This window comes from Streptomyces sp. NPDC042364 (genome assembly GCF_056437585.1).
In genome coordinates, this window is the sequence record NZ_JBWKAJ010000003.1 from 198,733 (window position 1) to 215,151 (window position 16,419).

11 protein-coding genes and 1 tRNA gene are annotated in these 16,419 nt (G+C 70.2%); 1 reads left to right on the forward strand and 11 read right to left on the reverse strand.

All coding sequences use genetic code 11. The annotated features are described in order from the left end of the window. Position 1: 1 nt before the first annotated feature. The 5 genes from ettA to AC067N_RS07440 all read right to left on the reverse strand — a co-directional run bounded on the left by ettA (position 2) and on the right by AC067N_RS07440 (position 8,473). The gene (ettA, locus tag AC067N_RS07420) at positions 2 to 1,666 is read right to left on the reverse strand and encodes an energy-dependent translational throttle protein EttA (protein ID WP_478677939.1); all 1,665 of its coding nucleotides are present in this window, start codon (positions 1,664 to 1,666) and stop codon (positions 2 to 4) included. A 209-nt stretch (positions 1,667 to 1,875) separates the two neighbouring features. After that, a complete protein-coding gene (locus AC067N_RS07425) occupies positions 1,876 to 3,318 on the reverse strand; it encodes a Cys-Gln thioester bond-forming surface protein (RefSeq protein ID WP_478677940.1) in 1,443 nt (480 codons plus the stop codon). A 366-nt stretch (positions 3,319 to 3,684) separates the two neighbouring features. Further along, entirely contained in the window at positions 3,685 to 4,158 is a 474-nt protein-coding gene (locus AC067N_RS07430; protein ID WP_478677941.1) for a single-stranded DNA-binding protein, read from the reverse strand. A gap of 254 nt (positions 4,159 to 4,412) precedes the next feature. Beyond that, positions 4,413 to 6,146, reverse strand: a complete 1,734-nt coding sequence (locus AC067N_RS07435; RefSeq protein WP_478677942.1) for a YfjP family GTPase — start codon at positions 6,144 to 6,146, stop codon at positions 4,413 to 4,415. Between the two features lie 668 nt (positions 6,147 to 6,814). Continuing rightward, the gene (locus AC067N_RS07440) at positions 6,815 to 8,473 is read right to left on the reverse strand and encodes a dynamin family protein (RefSeq protein ID WP_478677943.1); all 1,659 of its coding nucleotides are present in this window, start codon (positions 8,471 to 8,473) and stop codon (positions 6,815 to 6,817) included. Between the two features lie 271 nt (positions 8,474 to 8,744). Between AC067N_RS07440 and AC067N_RS07445 the strand changes: the two genes are divergently transcribed. Next, positions 8,745 to 8,817 (forward strand) — tRNA-Arg (locus AC067N_RS07445). Positions 8,818 to 9,291: 474 nt separating this feature from the next. Here the strand turns inward: AC067N_RS07445 and AC067N_RS07450 are convergent. The 6 genes from AC067N_RS07450 to AC067N_RS07475 all read right to left on the reverse strand — a co-directional run bounded on the left by AC067N_RS07450 (position 9,292) and on the right by AC067N_RS07475 (position 16,344). Beyond that, the gene (locus AC067N_RS07450; protein WP_478677944.1) at positions 9,292 to 10,158 is read right to left on the reverse strand and encodes a tyrosinase family protein; all 867 of its coding nucleotides are present in this window, start codon (positions 10,156 to 10,158) and stop codon (positions 9,292 to 9,294) included. Further along, on the reverse strand, positions 10,142 to 10,630 hold the full coding sequence (locus AC067N_RS07455; protein ID WP_478677945.1) for a tyrosinase family oxidase copper chaperone: 489 nt from the start codon (positions 10,628 to 10,630) through the stop codon (positions 10,142 to 10,144). Before AC067N_RS07455 ends, AC067N_RS07450 begins: the two co-directional genes overlap by 17 nt. Positions 10,631 to 11,890: 1,260 nt before the next feature. After that, positions 11,891 to 12,496, reverse strand: coding sequence for a hypothetical protein (locus tag AC067N_RS07460; RefSeq protein WP_478677946.1), 606 nt, complete (start codon positions 12,494 to 12,496; stop codon positions 11,891 to 11,893). A gap of 663 nt (positions 12,497 to 13,159) precedes the next feature. After that, positions 13,160 to 13,510, reverse strand: coding sequence for a hypothetical protein (locus tag AC067N_RS07465; protein ID WP_478677947.1), 351 nt, complete (start codon positions 13,508 to 13,510; stop codon positions 13,160 to 13,162). A gap of 368 nt (positions 13,511 to 13,878) precedes the next feature. After that, positions 13,879 to 14,223 carry a hypothetical protein gene (locus tag AC067N_RS07470; protein ID WP_478677948.1) on the reverse strand — a complete coding sequence of 115 codons (345 nt, stop codon included), beginning with the start codon at positions 14,221 to 14,223 and terminating at the stop codon, positions 13,879 to 13,881. A 201-nt stretch (positions 14,224 to 14,424) separates the two neighbouring features. Beyond that, positions 14,425 to 16,344, reverse strand: a complete 1,920-nt coding sequence (locus AC067N_RS07475; protein ID WP_478677949.1) for an AMP-dependent synthetase/ligase — start codon at positions 16,342 to 16,344, stop codon at positions 14,425 to 14,427. Positions 16,345 to 16,419: the final 75 nt, after the last annotated feature.

Below are 16,419 nucleotides of genomic sequence, written 5' to 3' on the forward strand. Positions count from 1 at the left end.
ATCAGCCCCGAGTCAGCTTCTTGTAGGTGGCACGGTGCGGACGGGCGGCGTCCGGGCCGAGACGCTCGATCTTGTTCTTCTCGTACGACTCGAAGTTGCCCTCGAACCAGAACCACTTGGAGTCGCCCTCGTAGGCGAGGATGTGCGTCGCCACGCGGTCGAGGAACCAGCGGTCGTGGGAGACGACCACGGCGCAGCCGGGGAACTCGAGGAGCGCGTTCTCCAGGGACGACAGGGTCTCGACGTCGAGGTCGTTGGTCGGCTCGTCGAGGAGCAGGAGGTTGCCGCCCTGCTTCAGGGTGAGCGCCAGGTTCAGGCGGTTGCGCTCACCACCGGAGAGGACACCGGCCGGCTTCTGCTGGTCGGGGCCCTTGAAGCCGAACGCGGAGACATAGGCGCGGGAGGGCATCTCGACCTGGCCGACGTTGATGTAGTCCAGTTCGTCGGAGACGACGGCCCACAGCGTCTTCTTGGGGTCGATGTTCTCGCGGCTCTGGTCGACGTAGGAGATCTTGACGGTCTCGCCGACCTTGATGGAGCCGGAGTCCGGCTGCTCCAGGCCCTGGATCATCTTGAACAGGGTGGTCTTGCCCGCGCCGTTCGGGCCGATGACGCCCACGATGCCGTTGCGCGGCAGCGTGAAGGACAGATCGTCGATCAGGACCTTCTCACCGAAGGCCTTGCTGAGGTTGTTGACCTCGACGACCACGTTGCCCAGACGGGGGCCCGGCGGGATCTGGATCTCCTCGAAGTCCAGCTTCCGCATCTTCTCGGCCTCGGCGGCCATCTCCTCGTAGCGGGCCAGACGGGCCTTGGACTTGGCCTGGCGCCCCTTGGCGTTGGAGCGGACCCACTCCAGCTCCTCCTTGAGGCGCTTGGCGCGCTTGGCGTCCTTCTGGCCCTCCACCTTGAGGCGGGACTGCTTGGTCTCCAGGTACGTCGAGTAGTTGCCCTCGTAGCCGATGGCACGGCCGCGGTCGAGCTCCAGGATCCAGCCGGCCACGTTGTCCAGGAAGTACCGGTCGTGGGTGATGGCCACGACGGTGCCCTTGTACTGGGCGAGGTGCTGCTCCAGCCAGTTCACCGACTCGGCGTCGAGGTGGTTGGTGGGCTCGTCGAGGAGCAGCAGGTCGGGGGCCTCCAGCAGCAGCTTGCAGAGGGCGACGCGGCGCTTCTCACCGCCGGAGAGCTTGGTGACGGCCCAGTCGCCGGGAGGGCAGCCGAGGGCGTCCATCGCCTGCTCCAGCTGGGCGTCCAGGTCCCAGGCCTCGGCGTGGTCCAGCTCCTCCTGGAGCTTGCCCATCTCCTCGAGGAGCGCGTCCGAGTAGTCGGTGGCCATCTGCTCGGCGATCTCGTTGAACCGGTCGAGCTTGCCCTTGATCTCGGCGACGCCCTCCTGGACGTTCTCCAGGACCGTCTTCGACTCGTTCAGCGGCGGCTCCTGGAGGAGGATGCCGACGGTGTACCCGGGAGAGAGGAACGCGTCACCGTTCGACGGCTGCTCCAGGCCGGCCATGATCTTGAGGACGGTGGACTTACCCGCACCGTTCGGACCGACCACACCGATCTTCGCGCCGGGCAGGAAGCTCAGCGATACGTCGTCAAGGATCACCTTGTCGCCGTGCGCCTTGCGCGTCTTGCGCATGGTGTAAATGAACTCAGCCAAGAGAAACCGTCCGGCAACTTGAAATCTGGCAGTGGGCAGTACCACCCATCTTGCCGCACGGCCAGCCCTCGACGGAAACCGGATGGTGAGCCCCCGGAAAGAGTGGCGCGGCCCCGGCGCCAGAGGGGCGTACCGGGGCCGGGTCGCTCGCGGATGTCACCGCGCGGTCACTCGCTGTTGAGTTGCCAAGGAACTCTTCTTCGTCCGGACTACTGCTTCTCCTGCTCCCGCTTGCGCAGGACGATCATCACGGCGCCGCCGACCACGACCAGGGAGATGGCGAGACCCCCGATCACCGGGGTGGCGCCGGAGCTGCCGGTCTCGGCGAGGTCGCCGTCGGAGTCGCTGACGGTGTTGCCGCCCACCGTGGCGGGGCTCGGCTCGCTCAGCGTCTGCACGGACTCGCCGGCCGCGCCGGCCTCGGTCTCCGTCCGGCAGTCGAGGACGCCGCGGAACTGCTTCGCGAGGCCGTTCGCTCCCTTGATCGTGAAGTCGTAGGCCTGGTCCTCCTGGAGCGGGATCGTCACCGTCCGGGTCTCGCCCGCCTCGATGCCGTACTCGATCCCCATCAGCTCGAAGGTGAAGGGCTCGTCCCCGGGGTTGGCCACGGTGAGGTCGAGGCCGCCCTCGGCGCAGTTCTTCTCGGCGGACAGTGCGGGTATCGCACCGGCCGTGGCCCAGGTCGCCGTGGCCGTCGCGGAGACCGTGGACGCGCTGGAGCCGGCGAGGATCTGGGTCTGGCTTCGGGTCTCGGAGGCGAAGGCACGGCCGACCGGCACGGTGGTGGAGGCCTCGACGGACAGCTCGGCCGAACCGTCCTCGCTGTCCTCGGGCACCTCGAAGTACAGCTCGCTGCCGTCACGCGCCGAGGTCACGGCCTCGCCGTCCGCGTCGACGACCTTCACCCCGGCCGCGGTGGCGTCCGACGGCGGGGTCACCGTCACCCCGTCGGCGTTGGTGCGCACCTTGACCGGCCCGAGCCGTTCGCCCGCCCGGCCGGAGACCGCCGGCGGGTCGAGGGTCAGCGAGGCCGCCGGCTCGGCGAGGTTCCGGGCGTTCTTCTCCAGGTAGTCCGCAAGCTTCTCGGCTTCCGGGTCGAGTGCCGTCACCTCGGCCCCGTCGGAGTACCGCCAGATCGCCACCTGGGTACCGGCCGCCGCGTCCTGCTCGGTGAGCCCCTTGGCGCCCGCCTTGCCGGCGAGGGCCGCGAGGTCGTTCACCTGCGGGTAGGAGTTCTGCAGGATCCAGTTGATTCTGCCGGCGTTCTTGTTGTGCCCCAGGGAGGTGCCGCTCCAGGCCGTCTCCCGGTACTTTGCGTCCTTCTGCGTCGGGTTCTGGACGTCGACGCAGTAGGTCTGCAGAGTGCCGCCGCCGTCGACGAACATCTCGAAGAGGCCCGCGGGCAGCTGCTGTTCCTCACCGTCGGTGCGGATCACGGCCGTCCCGTACGTCTTCAGGCCGCCTATGGTGGCCGTCGCTCCGCCCGGGCTCTGCACCGTCTCCTCGTCGGCGACGGCCGCGCCCGCGGTGACGATCGCACCCGTGACGGCAAGGCAGGACGCGAGCGACACGGCGGCGAGACGGGCCGCCCCTCGTCTGCACACGGACCACCCGGACGACACGGAGAACGGCGCCGAGAACGAAGAAACCACAGAATTTCCCTTCGAGCAGGACCCGTTGACGTGGGGGGTTGTGGTCCCACCAGCAGAATCAGAAGCCCCGTGAGCTATGCCCGGCATCCTAGGGATGCGGCGCACCGCTCTTCCCGGTCGTATGGACGGACAACCGATCCGAATCGGAATCGTTATCGCCCACACAGCTCACGGACAGGACATATCGACAAATCGATGAGGTTTAGGTCCGGAGGGTTCACAACGGACCCGCCGATAAGCCGCAGTTCGACCAGGGCGAGTTCAGAGAACCGGACGGACCCGCCCTGATGCCATGTCACCCGTGCTGCGGTGACGGCACCCGTGAAGTGATGACAGGTCACTCTGGCGGTCACCCGTGAGGTGATGTCACGTCACTCCGGCCGGCTCCGGACGCAGTTCGGCCTCCGCGTCGAACTGACGGCCGGGAGGCGGTGTCTCCCAGTTCGGCTCCGGACGGGACGGGGCCTGCGCCGGCGTGTCCCCCCTGGACGCCCGCCGGAACGCCGAGGTGCCCCGCGACAGATCGTGGCCGATGGCCACCGCGTCGACGTCCGCCGAGACCCAGCTCTGCCCGTCCCGCTGCTCGGTGCGCACCTTCAACCGCCCGTGGACCACGACCGGGTCGCCCAGCGACACGGACGACGCCACGTTCGCCGCGAGGGTGCGCCGCGCCCACACCGTGAAGAAGTTGGTGTGGCCGTCGGCCCACTCGCTCTTCTCCCGGTCCCAGTACCGCGCGGTCACCGCCAGCCGGAACCGGGCCGAGGAACCCGTCGACAACTCGCGGCAGACCGGCTGGGTCGCCACGTTCCCCACCACGCACACCATCGTCTCGTTCATCTCGCGAACCCTCCCTCACACCGGCACCGACGCCGGCCGGATACGCGTACGGGCCCGTCCCGTACGACCACGTCCGTCGCGATGACCGCGCCGCCCCGCCCCCTCCGCTCCGTGGGAGGAGGCCGGTGCGTTGCGATCGCCGCGGATCCAGACTGCCGTCGTCGGGCCGGGCCCGCTGAGCGCTGTGCACTACCCGTGAGTTGTGGAGAACTCCGCCACCCCACCGGGTGAACGATGTCTGCGACGGCGGGAGCTCACCCCACCGGCGCCGCTCCCAGCACCCGGCCGTACTGCTCCCGCACCTCCCGATAGCGGAGCAGCTCGGCGGCCACCGGGTCCAGCACCCGTGCCCGGCCGCACCCGGCGGCCGCCTCCCACAGCCGCCGTTCCGCCTCCTGGCCGTAGCGCCGGGCCGGCCCCCGTGCCGCCAGCGTGCACGCCCACTCCACGAGTGGACCGCCGATGATGCCGATCACCATCAGCAGCGCCGGCACCCCCAGGTTCGGGGACATGACACCGATGATCTGGCCCAGCAGCCACAGGCCGCCGAGGACCTGAAGCAGCGTCATGGACGCCTGTACCAGCACCGCGGCAGGCCACCAGCCAGGTCGCGGCGGTCGTCCGGTGGGCGTTCCGACCCGTGCCGCCAGTTCGTCCAGCGCCTCGGGCAGCCCCTGCGCCCCGCGCGCCGCCGCCTCGCGCACCGCCTGGGCCCACGGTGCGGGAAGACCCGAGGCGGCGCGGTCGGACAGCATCCGTACCGCCTGTTCGACGCGCTGCCGCGCGGTGGCCTCCTCGTCCACGGGCGTCCTCAGGGCGTGACGCCCGGTCGAAAGGTCGCCCCGGCCCTGGTACCAGCGCCACAGTCGTAGCCACGGTGTGCCGCACGCGCGGTTGGCGTTGCGCAGCCAGGCCCGTTCGGCGGCCTCGCCGGCAGCCGTGGCGCCCACCGCGTCGGCGAGCCGGGCGGCGAACTCGTTCCGCGCCCGCTCGCTGAGCCCGGTGCGCCGCCCGGTGGCGTACACCGGCCGCAGCCGCGCCGCGGCCGCGTCGAGATCGGCCCGGACCCGGCGGGCCGGTGCCTCCCGCTCGGCCACGAACTGCCCCAGCGCCTCCCGCAGCTCCCCCACCCCGTCCCCGGTGAGCGCGGACAGGGCGAGCACCGTGGCCCCCGGTTCGCCGTACTCCCCCAGCGCGATCCCGTCCTCGTCCAGCAGCCGCCGCAGATCGTCGAGCACCTGGTGCGCGGCCTCCCCGGGCAGCCGGTCCAGCTGGTTGAGCACCACGAACATGACCTCGGCGTGCCCCGCCAGGGGCCGCAGATAGCGCTCATGGAGAATCGCGTCGGCGTACTTCTCCGGGTCGACCACCCAGATGACCGCGTCCACCAGCCCCAGGATCCGGTCGACCTGCTGCCGGTGCTGTACCGCCGCCGAGTCGTGGTCGGGCAGGTCGACCAGGACGAGCCCGCGCAACTGCGCTTCGGCCTCCGGACTCTGCAGCGGACGCCGCCGCAGGCGCCCCGGAATGCCGAGCCGGTCGATGAGGGTCGCGGCCCCGTCGCTCCAGCTGCACGCGATGGGCGCCGCCGTGGTGGGCCTGCGGACGCCCGTCTCCGAGATCGCGACACCCGCGAGGGCGTTGAAGAGGGTCGACTTGCCGCTGCCGGTGGCACCCGCGATGGCGACGACCGTGTGCTGCCCCGAGAGTTTGCGCCGCGCCGCCGCCTCGTCCAGCACCCGCCCCGCCTCGGCGAGCGTCCCGCTGTCCAGCCGCGTGCGCGACAGTCCGACGAGCTCCCGCAACGCGTCCAACCGCGACCGCAGAGCCGCGTCGTAGGCCAGCGGACTGACGGGCTGCGGAGTGGAGGCCGCCGGCTCCACCATCGTCACCGGGGCGACCCGCTCCGAGTCGCCCGTCTCGGGCACCCGCCGGGCGATGAGCCCGTCGTCCCAGGAGTCCTCGGACTCCGCACGGCCGCCGGACACTGCGGGCGCGCCTGGAGCGCCGGGAGCGCTACGACCGGACGGTGTCCCACCGGAGGCGTCATCGTCCCTCACATGCGCCTGGGCACCTTTTCCGCGGCCTTCCCCGCTACCTCTGTCCTCCCGGCTTCCCCTGTTCCACCAGCTTCCGCGCCTCTCCCGCTTCTCCCGCTTCTCGGGCTTCCCCGGCCTCTCGGGCTTCTCGGGCTTCTCCGGAGCTGCGCTCTCCGCGGTCCCTGCGCGCCCCACCCTCTCCGAGCTCTCTGAACTCTCCGAACCCTCCGAGTTCGTCGGCTCGCCGAAACCCATGCCCCGAACGACGCCTTGCCGCGCCTCCTCCCCTCCGACTCCGTCGGCCTCAGCGGTGCCCTCGGCCCCACCCACCCCCTGAGCCCCATCGGCCCCATCAGGCCCACCGGCCCGTTCGGCCCCATCGGCCCGCCTCGCCGCGCCCGCGCCCCCTGCGTCTCCGGGCTCCCAGCCCTCCGAGGGGGTCTGCGCGTCCATGTCTCCCGACTCGTCGTTCCCCGCCCCCGAGCGTTCTTCGTGGTCCCTGGGGCGCTGCTTGTCGGACATGTCGTCCACCGGGCGGCCGTTTTCCTGATCGTCGCCCTTGTCGGGGACACCGTCCCCGGCCTGATCCGCGTGGTCAGTGACGGCAGTCACGGCGGTCACCTCTCCTTCTGCAGTACGGACAGCGCGGCGATGAGTTCTGCCTGCGGCTCGGGGTGTACGTCCAGTGCCTCAAGGGGTGCGAGACGGCGATCACGCTCGGCGTCGAGGACCCCGTTGAGGCACTCGGTGAGCAGCCGCCCGGCGCGATCGCGCAGCCGCAGCGCACCGTGTGCCCCGATCCGCTCGGCGAGCCGCTCCCCCGCCGATCGGGCGCGGCGTCCACCCAGCAGGGCCGTCGCGACCAGGGCGGCCATGACCTCGGGGTCCGGCGCGACACCCCGGTCGAGGAGGCGCACTTCCTCCTCGGCGTACTCCTCGAGGACCCGCCGCCAGCGTCTTACGGTCATCCCGATGCGGTGCTCGGCGTTGCCCGGCTCCGACAGGCGGTCCATCAGCCCGGCCTCCACAGCGGCGGGTTCACGCCGCCAGGCCTCGCGGATGCGCTCGTCGGCGGCGGTGACGGCGCACATCAGCAAGGCCCCGAGGCTCTCCACGAGCGCGTCGAGCAGCTCACCGGCGGTGCAGTCGAGGGGATAGCTGCGCCATCGCTTCAGGGCGTCGCCCGCGAGCACGGCCCCGGACTGCAGCCGTCCCCTCACGCGCGCGTGCTCGCCGTCGAACGCCATGTCGACGGCCGCGGTGATCCGGAGCGCGGCCGAGTACTGCTGGGCGGCCGCGCTGGCCAGTTCGGGCATCCGGGTCCGCAACGAGTCGAGTACGCCGTGGGCGGTGCGGGCCACGGCCTGTTGCCGCGCGGCCGGGTCGGTCGCCTGCTCCGTGAGCCAGGCCAGCAGCGGCGCGACGGCGCTGGCAGGCAACAGCCCGCCGCCCCAGGCCGACTCGGGCAGCTCCGGCACGGTGAACCGGGGTACGTCGCCCAGCCCCGCCTTGGTCAGCAACGCCGCGTACTGCCGGGAGACCTCGGACAACACCTGATGGGGCACCCGGTCCAGGACGGTGACGAAGGTGGCCCGGTTCTCCTTGGCGGTGCGCAGCAGATGCCACGGCACGGCGTCGGCATACCGGGCGGCCGTGGTCACCATCACCCAGATGTCGGCGGCGCAGATGAGTTCGGCGGCGAGGACACGGTTCTGCGCGACGAGGGAGTCGATGTCGGGGGCGTCCAGCAGTGCGAGGCCGACCGGAAGGCTCTCCGCGGTCTCGATGCGCAGGAGGCGCTCGCCGTCCCGGAGCGAGGCACAGTGCTCGTCACCGAGACCCTGGCTCGGTTCCTGCTGCGGTACCCACGTGCGGGTCAGATTGGGCAGTACACGCATGCCGCTGAACCAGTGATGGTCCTCGGGGTGACACACGAGTACGGGCGTACGCGTCGTCGGCCGCAGCACCCCCGCCTCGCTGACCATCCGACCGACCAGGGAGTTGACCAGGGTGGACTTGCCGGCTCCGGTCGAGCCGCCCACAACGGCGAGCAACGGCGCTTCGGGCTCCCGCAGGCGGGGGACCAGATAGTCGTCGAGTTGTGCGAGCAGTTCGTCGCGGTTGGCACGCGCGCGCGGGGCCCCCGCCAAGGGCAGAGGAAAGCGCGCGGCGGCGACACGGTCGCGCAGGGTGGATAGCGCGTCGAGCAACTGAGGCCGTACGTCCAAGGTCACCACATGCGAAGAATGCCCAATTTTATGGACTTTCTGAAGCATATAAGCACGTCTGCGCGCCGACAGGACGCTCGGGGCGGAAGGGGCGAGAGGGGCGCAGGCATAACGAGTGCACAACACCCGAGGCGCGAGGCGCCAAAAAAGGTGCACGATTCGTACCTGCCTGCGATTATCAGGACCGCTTCACCGAACCTCCACATCGAGCCATGGAGGCGAAGCAGCAGGGACAAGGACCTGGGAGCCCTATCCTTGTCCCCGGCACCGTCACGGATCAGCCCACACCCGGGCCCCAGGACAGAGGCCAACACACCAGGCCCCCGTAGCTCAGTGGATAGAGCAGGCGCCTTCTAAGCGCTTGGCCGCAGGTTCGAGTCCTGCCGGGGGCGCCCATACCCCGCCCTCCTCCGGGAGGGCATTTTTGCTGGTCAGACGCCATATCGGGACCCGCCAGAAAGCCCCGGAGCGCCCTCCGTGACCGAGGGCGGGACTCCGGGGCTGTACGGCTGTCGCCGGGATTCTGCGGGTCGCCGTGCCGTATGCGTGTCGATGTTTTCGGCGCCGCCCAGGACTGTTTCCGGCGAGCGCCGGGGGAAAACAGCGCACTGATCTTCGACAGTGTCCGGCAGATCGCCAGCGGCTTCGAGTCGCCGTTTCCGGTCAGACAGCTGCCCGCCGATGCACCGGGCATAGGTGGCCGGCAGCACGGGCACACTGTTGCCGGCCCACTCGGCGACCTGAGCGGGCGGTATGCCCTCGTGGTCCGCCAGGCGGGACATGTGGCCCGCCGAACCGCGGTCACGCGGACGGTCCGGCGGAACGGCCCGTCATCCATGCCGGACCCACCGATTCACCCGTACGCGCTACGCGTACCGGTAGATGCGGCTCTGGTCCTCCATCGATTGAGGCGTCACGCCCCAGGGCGGCATCTTCTCGTTCCGGGCGACGACCCGGCCGCGCTGTGGGTTGCCAGGCGCCGGCGGTTTCGCCGGGAGATACCGGGCGCCCTTGTGCCGCCGCTGCCAGCGGGTCCAGAGAAGGTCGACGAAGGCGTGATGCATCAGGAAGACCGGGTCGTTGACGGACGCGCCACCCACCATGTGCCCGCCCACCCAGCGGTGGACCCTGTTATGGGTGCGCCACGAGGCGGGTCCCCGCCCCGGCCCCCATCCCTCCAGCTTGTTGCGGAACCCCTTCGCGGACGTGGAGTCCCAGGGAGCCGTGTCGTAGACGGGGTCGCTGAGGGCCCACTCCAGGTCCTTCTTCGTCGGCAGAGCGATCGGATCACGGGGGCGGCCCAGATCGCGCATGAGGTAGTCGGCGTCGGTGACACCCACCCTGATGGGCCAGCGCCCGTTCCGGAAGGCGAAGGGGCCGGTCATGACCTGCCGGTCGGAGCGCCGGCCGGTGCCGCCGAGCAGGTCGTCGGTCCACGGCGCCGCCGTCGGGGTGCGGTCGCGCGTCCAGTCCCAGTACGGCAGGGTCACCGACTCGTCCACCCGGCGCAGCGCGCGCTCCAGTTCCAGCAGGAACATGCGGTGCCAGGGCAGGAACGAGGGCGACATATGGGCGGCGCGCAGTCCGCGCCCGCCGTCGGGCACGTAGTAGTCGATGTGGATGCGCACGAACTCGTCGTACTCGCCGCGGCGTTTGACCTCCAGCAGCGCGGCGACGAACCGGCGCCGCTCGGTCCTGGTCAGCGTGCTGACGTCCTTACGCGTGTACACCACTGCCGTGGCCTCCCTCGGTTCCCTTGTGCCCACTCGGCGAAGCACCGTGGCCGGGTGCGCCCAGCCCCGTGGCGAGGCGCAGTTCGTCGACGGCAGCGCGCGCCGCGGCGAGCGGGGTCGGGTAGGACCCGTAGTGGTCGATCATGCTCATCCAGCTGCCGTCCGCCCGGCGCATCAGATGCAGCGGCTGCCCGTCCACGGTGACGCGCCACCCTCCGGAGGCGTCGCCCGGCAACAGGTCGGCGGGGTCCAGGGCGCCGACGATGCGGCGTCCGCCGTAGGTCACGTCGAAGCCCCGCTGCGCCGGATCGGCTGACCCGGACGCCCTCAGCGTCGGCGACAGCGCCAGTAGGGACCCGCACGCGAACAGCCCGTAGAGCAGCCGGCGCCGTCCGGTGGTCTTCCGGTGGCCGACGGCCGTGGGGGCGGCAGGATGCGGCGGTGACAGTGGGGGTGGCTGGCTTGTGGGCAATGCTCTGTCTCCTTACCCGTCCACGACGGGACGGACAGCCTGGGCAAAAGGCCGGGACCGCATCCACGGGAAACCGGGATGGATGAGAGCCGCAGCCGCTCGGTCCGGCAAGTGACTCCACCGTCACACCGCCTTCCCCGGCCGGGCGAGGAATTCCTTCGCGCACTCGGACGGGCGGAGCACGGAATGCCCGGTCCTCCCGTCGGCCGCCTTCACACGGTCTTTCGGCCGCCGAGCGGCGGCGCGACCCGGCGAGCCCGCCGGGCTCCGGTTCCCGGCCGGGCTCTCCACCGCTCCGACGAGGCCCTTCGGCGTGGCGCACCTGCTGGCGCGGTCCGCGACGGGCACGGCGGCACCGCGGACCACGACGGGACCGACGGGCACGGAGGCGGCCTGCGAGGACTTCATCGTGTTCCCTTCCCGGGCAACGCGGAAGCCACCAGCGGAATCACTTCGCCACCTTCAACGAGCTCCGGGCACCACGGAAACCCCGGGCAGGGGAAATACCCTCGCCTTCGGCGGGAACTCACCCGATTGAAGGCCCGTGTCGCACCGCATCCGGGCATTTCCCATTTCATATGAGCGAGGGCGGAGGTAATCCGCCCGGGACAAAAAGTGGTACCGACCCACTGGGGGTCGGCACGACACCGAGGACCGTGCGCCTGCTTCGCCTCAGGCACGCGGCCCGACACTCATGACTCCGCGGATGACTGCGCGGGCGGCAGGCCGGGGAGCGCTCCACCGAGGGAGGTCTCCGGGGAGGTAGGTGCGCCCCACCCTCAGTTCGGCGCCGCCCAGCCACCGGCGGAGCCCGTCCAACCGCCGCACGCCTTCGGGGCCGTAATGGAGATAGGCACCGATGGCCGGGAGCGGGGCGGGCACGTCGGAACGGGCAGGCGGTGCGGGGGAAGTGAACGACGCGCCCCCGGGTCGTCGCGGGCGTCGTCGGCTCCTTGGCAGCCGCCTCCGCCCCGGTACCCACCGCGTATCCCGGACCCGACAGCAGGGCGGCCGCTCCGGCGACACCGGCTTACGGCCTACACGGACGATCGGCTGCGGAGCCGTCGCTGAGTGGCCATGGCTGCTCATTCGTCTGCACGGCAGCAGCCGCAATGCGCGCCGCCCCGTTCGGTCGTGTGCGCTCCGCTGATCACACGTATGGATGTCCGCTGCACCGCGCACGGTGTGTGCCCGCGCCCGGTCGGCGACGCACTCGGGTGCCGGACGGTGTGCGTCCGGCACCCGGGGGATGAGGAGCCATTACCGGTGGGCGCCCCCGCGGCCCCTTCGGTACATGACGACTCCGCTTGTCAGCAGGATCGCGGCGAGGCCCGACGCCACGATCACCTGCTCCTCGCTGCCGGTGTCGGCGAGGGCCGGCGGCTTCGTCGGTGACGGGCTCGCGGGCGGGGTCGTCACCGGGGGGGTATGGGGCGGTGTCGCCGGAGGCGTCGTGACCGGCGGCGAAGTATCACCGTAGCCGGGCTCTTCGCCATAGCCGTCGTCGCCGTAGCCGGGCTCTTCGCCATAGCCGTCGTCGCCATAGCCGGCGTCCTCGCCGTAGCCGGGCTTCTCGCCGTAGCCTTCGTCCCCGTAGCCGGCCTCGTCGCCGTAGCCTTCGTCGCCGGCACGGCCTTCGTCACCGGCGTGGCCTTCGAGGTGACTCCGGCCGAAGTGCGTGTAGCCCTCGCTGGGGCCGAACTCGTGGGCAGCGCGCGGGTTGGGGCCGGCGTCGCAGTGCTTCTCAAAGGACCGGTCCAATGAGGCGACCTTGTCGCTTGAACTGCCACAGGCATGCCCGGCCGCGGAGTCCGCGAACGCGGGGACACCGTACAGGGGCAGGATGCTCGTCGCGGCGGCGGCCACGAACAATCCCCTGCTCAGGTTCTGTCGCAATCTCGTCGTCTTCCTGCTCGAAGAACTGGTGAAGGTCTTGTGGGTCGCACACCGGAATGAACCAGGGGCCCTGCAGCGGTAGCCGGAAGATCAGGAGCCGCGACGCGGTTCGGCCGGCCACACGCTCGTCACTTCTTCCCTCTCCTCCCACGATGGCGCCGGGAAGCGGCCTCACGCCGGCCGTAATTTCGCCGCCACTTGATTTTCTGGCTCGTCAGATGGTGCGATCCGGTGAAATGCCAGTACCGGCAGCACGGGCACTGATAGATTCGGTCCGGGATCCGCTCCAGTAGCGGCTGTCTGACCAACCACGCACGAGCCTCGCCCTCTGTACGGAACGAGGCCTTTCCCGTTTCCGGACAACGCGGCAGAATGATCGTGTCACTCATTTCCCCTCCGGTGTGCTCCTCGCATCATCGCCCGAGGTCCGGCGATTATGGTGACGACACTCCGTGAAACAGAAAGCGCCCCTCCTGCGGCGGATGAGAATGCTTCCCCATCCGCCGGTCAGGGAGAGACGCTTTCAGCTATAGTCACGAATCCTCGAAAATCGAGAATGGCTGCCCGTGACCGCCGAACGGTGCTCGGGAAGTCACCGTCCGAGCTCGGGGAGCTGCGTCAGTTACGCAGATGTCACGGAGTAGGCGGCGTGAGGAGACCACCCAGGTCAACCGCCACGTCGAGAGAGCTGGTCGCAGCAGCGGCAGCGTCGCTCTCGTTGTCGTTGACGTTGACGTTCTCGTTGTCGTTCTCGGACTCGAGGTCGTTGGTGTTGGTGTTGAAGATGTTGATGTCACCGAACTGGCAGTTCGGGACCGAGCCGTCGCCCGAGACGTCGCCGTCGGCCTCGGCCTCGGTGTTGCCGCAGACGTACGGGTCATCCGCCGTGTGACCGGCGCTGGCGCTGGCCGCCGTGGCAGAGCCGGCGACAATGGCCACCGCAGCGAGGGTCGAGGCGGCACCCAACTTCATGCTCTTACGCATTGAATTTCTCCGTTTCGGTCCTTCCCCGTTGGAAGAACGGAACCGATATTGCCCCAACTCCGAACCGCACACCACTTCAGAGGGCCTTGACCCCTCAACTTCATCCGGATGGCCCCGCATTGCGGGTGATATGAATTACATAAGGTGCAGGCCGCGGCACATTCGGACACCTTCGGGAGCCGTCGCACGCCATCTCCGCAACGGCGTTGAGTGGGCGTCTCATCTTTTTGGCACACCGGAAATACGCGGACCGGTCGGGCTCTGCGCAACAAGGCCGCCGCCGCCCGGTCCCGCGATGCGGGGACCGGGCGGCGGCGGCCGCACATCTCAGACTGGTGACGCGGACGGATGCCGGCGAGGCGGCGCCGTCAACCGCTGCAGATCGTCAGGCTCTTGCCACCGGTCCGCACCGTGGCACAGACCTCCTGCACCTTCGGCACGGTGACAGAGACGGTGCGCTGCACGTCCGCCTTGACGGCGAGATGGGCCTTCGCGAGCTGGGTTGTGCCCGAGGAGATCGTCACACGGACAGTCCGCGCCCTGGAACAGGTGACGTTGAGGTCGATCCTCGCGGTGTTCCTCTTGCCGACCTTCTCAAGACCGACGTCGCAGGGGAAGTTCTGCTGTACGGCAGCCTGAGCGGGCGCGACCGTCCACAGGGGTGCGGAAGCGAGGAGCGCGGTGGCCGCCGAACGAAGCATGAGGTGAGGCATGGGTCCTTCCACGTTGTCACAGGGGCGGACCGCCCACAGGCGACCCGCCCTCGATAAGGCGCCAGGAGATCCCTTTTGCGCCTTTCGAGAGATGCGACCACGGTGCCCTGGGCCCCGCAACGTGCCACGCCCAGCAACGTCGGTGCTCCGCCTACCGAGTGACGGAGCCGTCGTGACCTTCTCGCTGGTGTGTGCGGGGAGTCAGTCGCCGTACAGTGCCGCGATCTCCTTCGCGTACGCCTCCGTCACCGCATGCCGCCTGACCTTGAGGGACGGGGTGAGCAGCCCGTTGTCCTCGGTGAACTCGCCCTCGACGAGGCGGAATTCGCGGATGGACTCGGCACGGGAGACTGCCCGGTTCGCATAGTCCACGGCCTTCTGCACGTCGGCGCGCATCCGCGGGTCGCAGACGAGCTCGGTCAGCGGGGTGTCGGCGGGCATGCCGCGGACGTAGAGCCAGTGGGCGACGTCCTCGGGGTCGAGGGTGATCAGCGCGGCGACGAACGGGCGGTTGTCACCGACGACGATGCACTGGCCGATCGGCGGGCGGCTGCGGAGGCGGTCCTCCAGAACGGCCGGAGAAACGTTCTTGCCCCCGGAGGTGATCAGAATGTCCTTCTTGCGGCCGGTGATGGTGAGGTAGCCGTCCTCGTCGAGGGAGCCCAGGTCGCCCGTGGCGAACCAGCCGTCGGTCAGGACGGCGTCCGTGGCGGCCTGGTCGTTCCAGTACGAGCCGAAGACGATGCCGCCCTTGATGAGGACCTCGCCGTCGTCGGCGATCCGGACCGCGGTGCCGGGGACGGGCCGGCCGACGGTGCCCGGTCGGGGGCCCAGGGGCGGAACGATGGTGGCGGCGGCGGTGGTCTCGGTGAGGCCGTAGCCCTCGTAGACGAGGATTCCCGCGGCATAGAAGAAGAGGTTGAGGTCGCGGTCGAGCGGGGAGCCGCCGCTGATGGCATAGCGCGTACGGCCGCCCAGTTCCCTGCGGATGCGACGGTAGACCAGGAGGTCGTACAGCGCCCACGCGGCGTAGAGGGCGGGGCCGGGGCCGGGACCCCGGCCCAGGAACCTGTTCATGTGCGCCTCGCCGAAGCGGACGCCGACCCGGTGCGCGCGGTCGAAGGAGGCGCCGCGTCCGATCCGCTCGGCGGTGGCGCGCCCGGTGTTGTGGATCTTCTCGAAGAGATACGGCACGCCGACCAGGAAGGTGGGCCTGAACTCCTTCAGCTCCGGCCGGAGTTCGGCGGGCTTGAGGCTCGGGCAGTGGCCCATCTCGATGCGGGCCAGGAGGCAGGCGATCTGGATCGTCCGGCCGAGGATGTGGGCGAGCGGCAGGAAGAGGAGGGTGGAGGCGGCCTGGCCGGTGACCTCCTTGAAGACGGGGTGGAGCGACTCGACCGTGTTGGCGGCCTCCGCGTGCAGGTTGGCGTGGGTGAGCAGACAGCCCTTCGGCCGGCCCGTGGTACCGGAGGTGTAGCAGACGGTCGCGACGGTGCCGGGGGTGAGGGCGGCGCGGCGCTCGGCGACCTCCGTGTCCGGGACATCCCTGCCGAGAGCGGCCAGTTGGGACATGGCGCCCTCGTCGATCTGCCAGCAGCGCGGCGGCACCGGGTGGGCCGCGGTGCCGGCGCGCACGGCCGCGGCGTTCTCGGCGGTCTCCACGATCACCAGGTGTGCGCCCGAGTCCCGCACGATCCACTCGATCTGCTCGGCCGACGACGTGGCGTAGAGGGGGACGCTCTGACCGCCGGCCGCCCATATCGCGAAGTCGAGGACCGTCCACTCGTAGCGGGTGCGGGACATCAGCGCGACACGGCCGCCCGGTTCGAGGCCGGCCGCGATGAGTCCCTTCGCGGTGGCGGTGACCTCCCGGGCGAACTCGGCGGCCGTGACCGGACGCCAGGCGCCCGTCTCCTTGCGGCGGAGCACCACGGCCTCGGGAGCCTCGGTCGCGTTGATGAACGGAAGGTCGGCCATGCTTCCGGTGGCCGGCCGCGACGCCATGGCGGGAGTGCGTGCCTCGCGGACGACACCGTGGTCGTCCCTGATGACCTCGACCGTGACACGGCCTGCCAGGTCGCTGCGCTGCTTCGCCTGCTTCAAGTCCTTGCGTACGCCCATGACGGCTCCCGGTCGCGGCTGTGCCGGCGTGCTGCCTCATGCCTCGTGTGCTTGCCGGACAGATAACTTACCCGC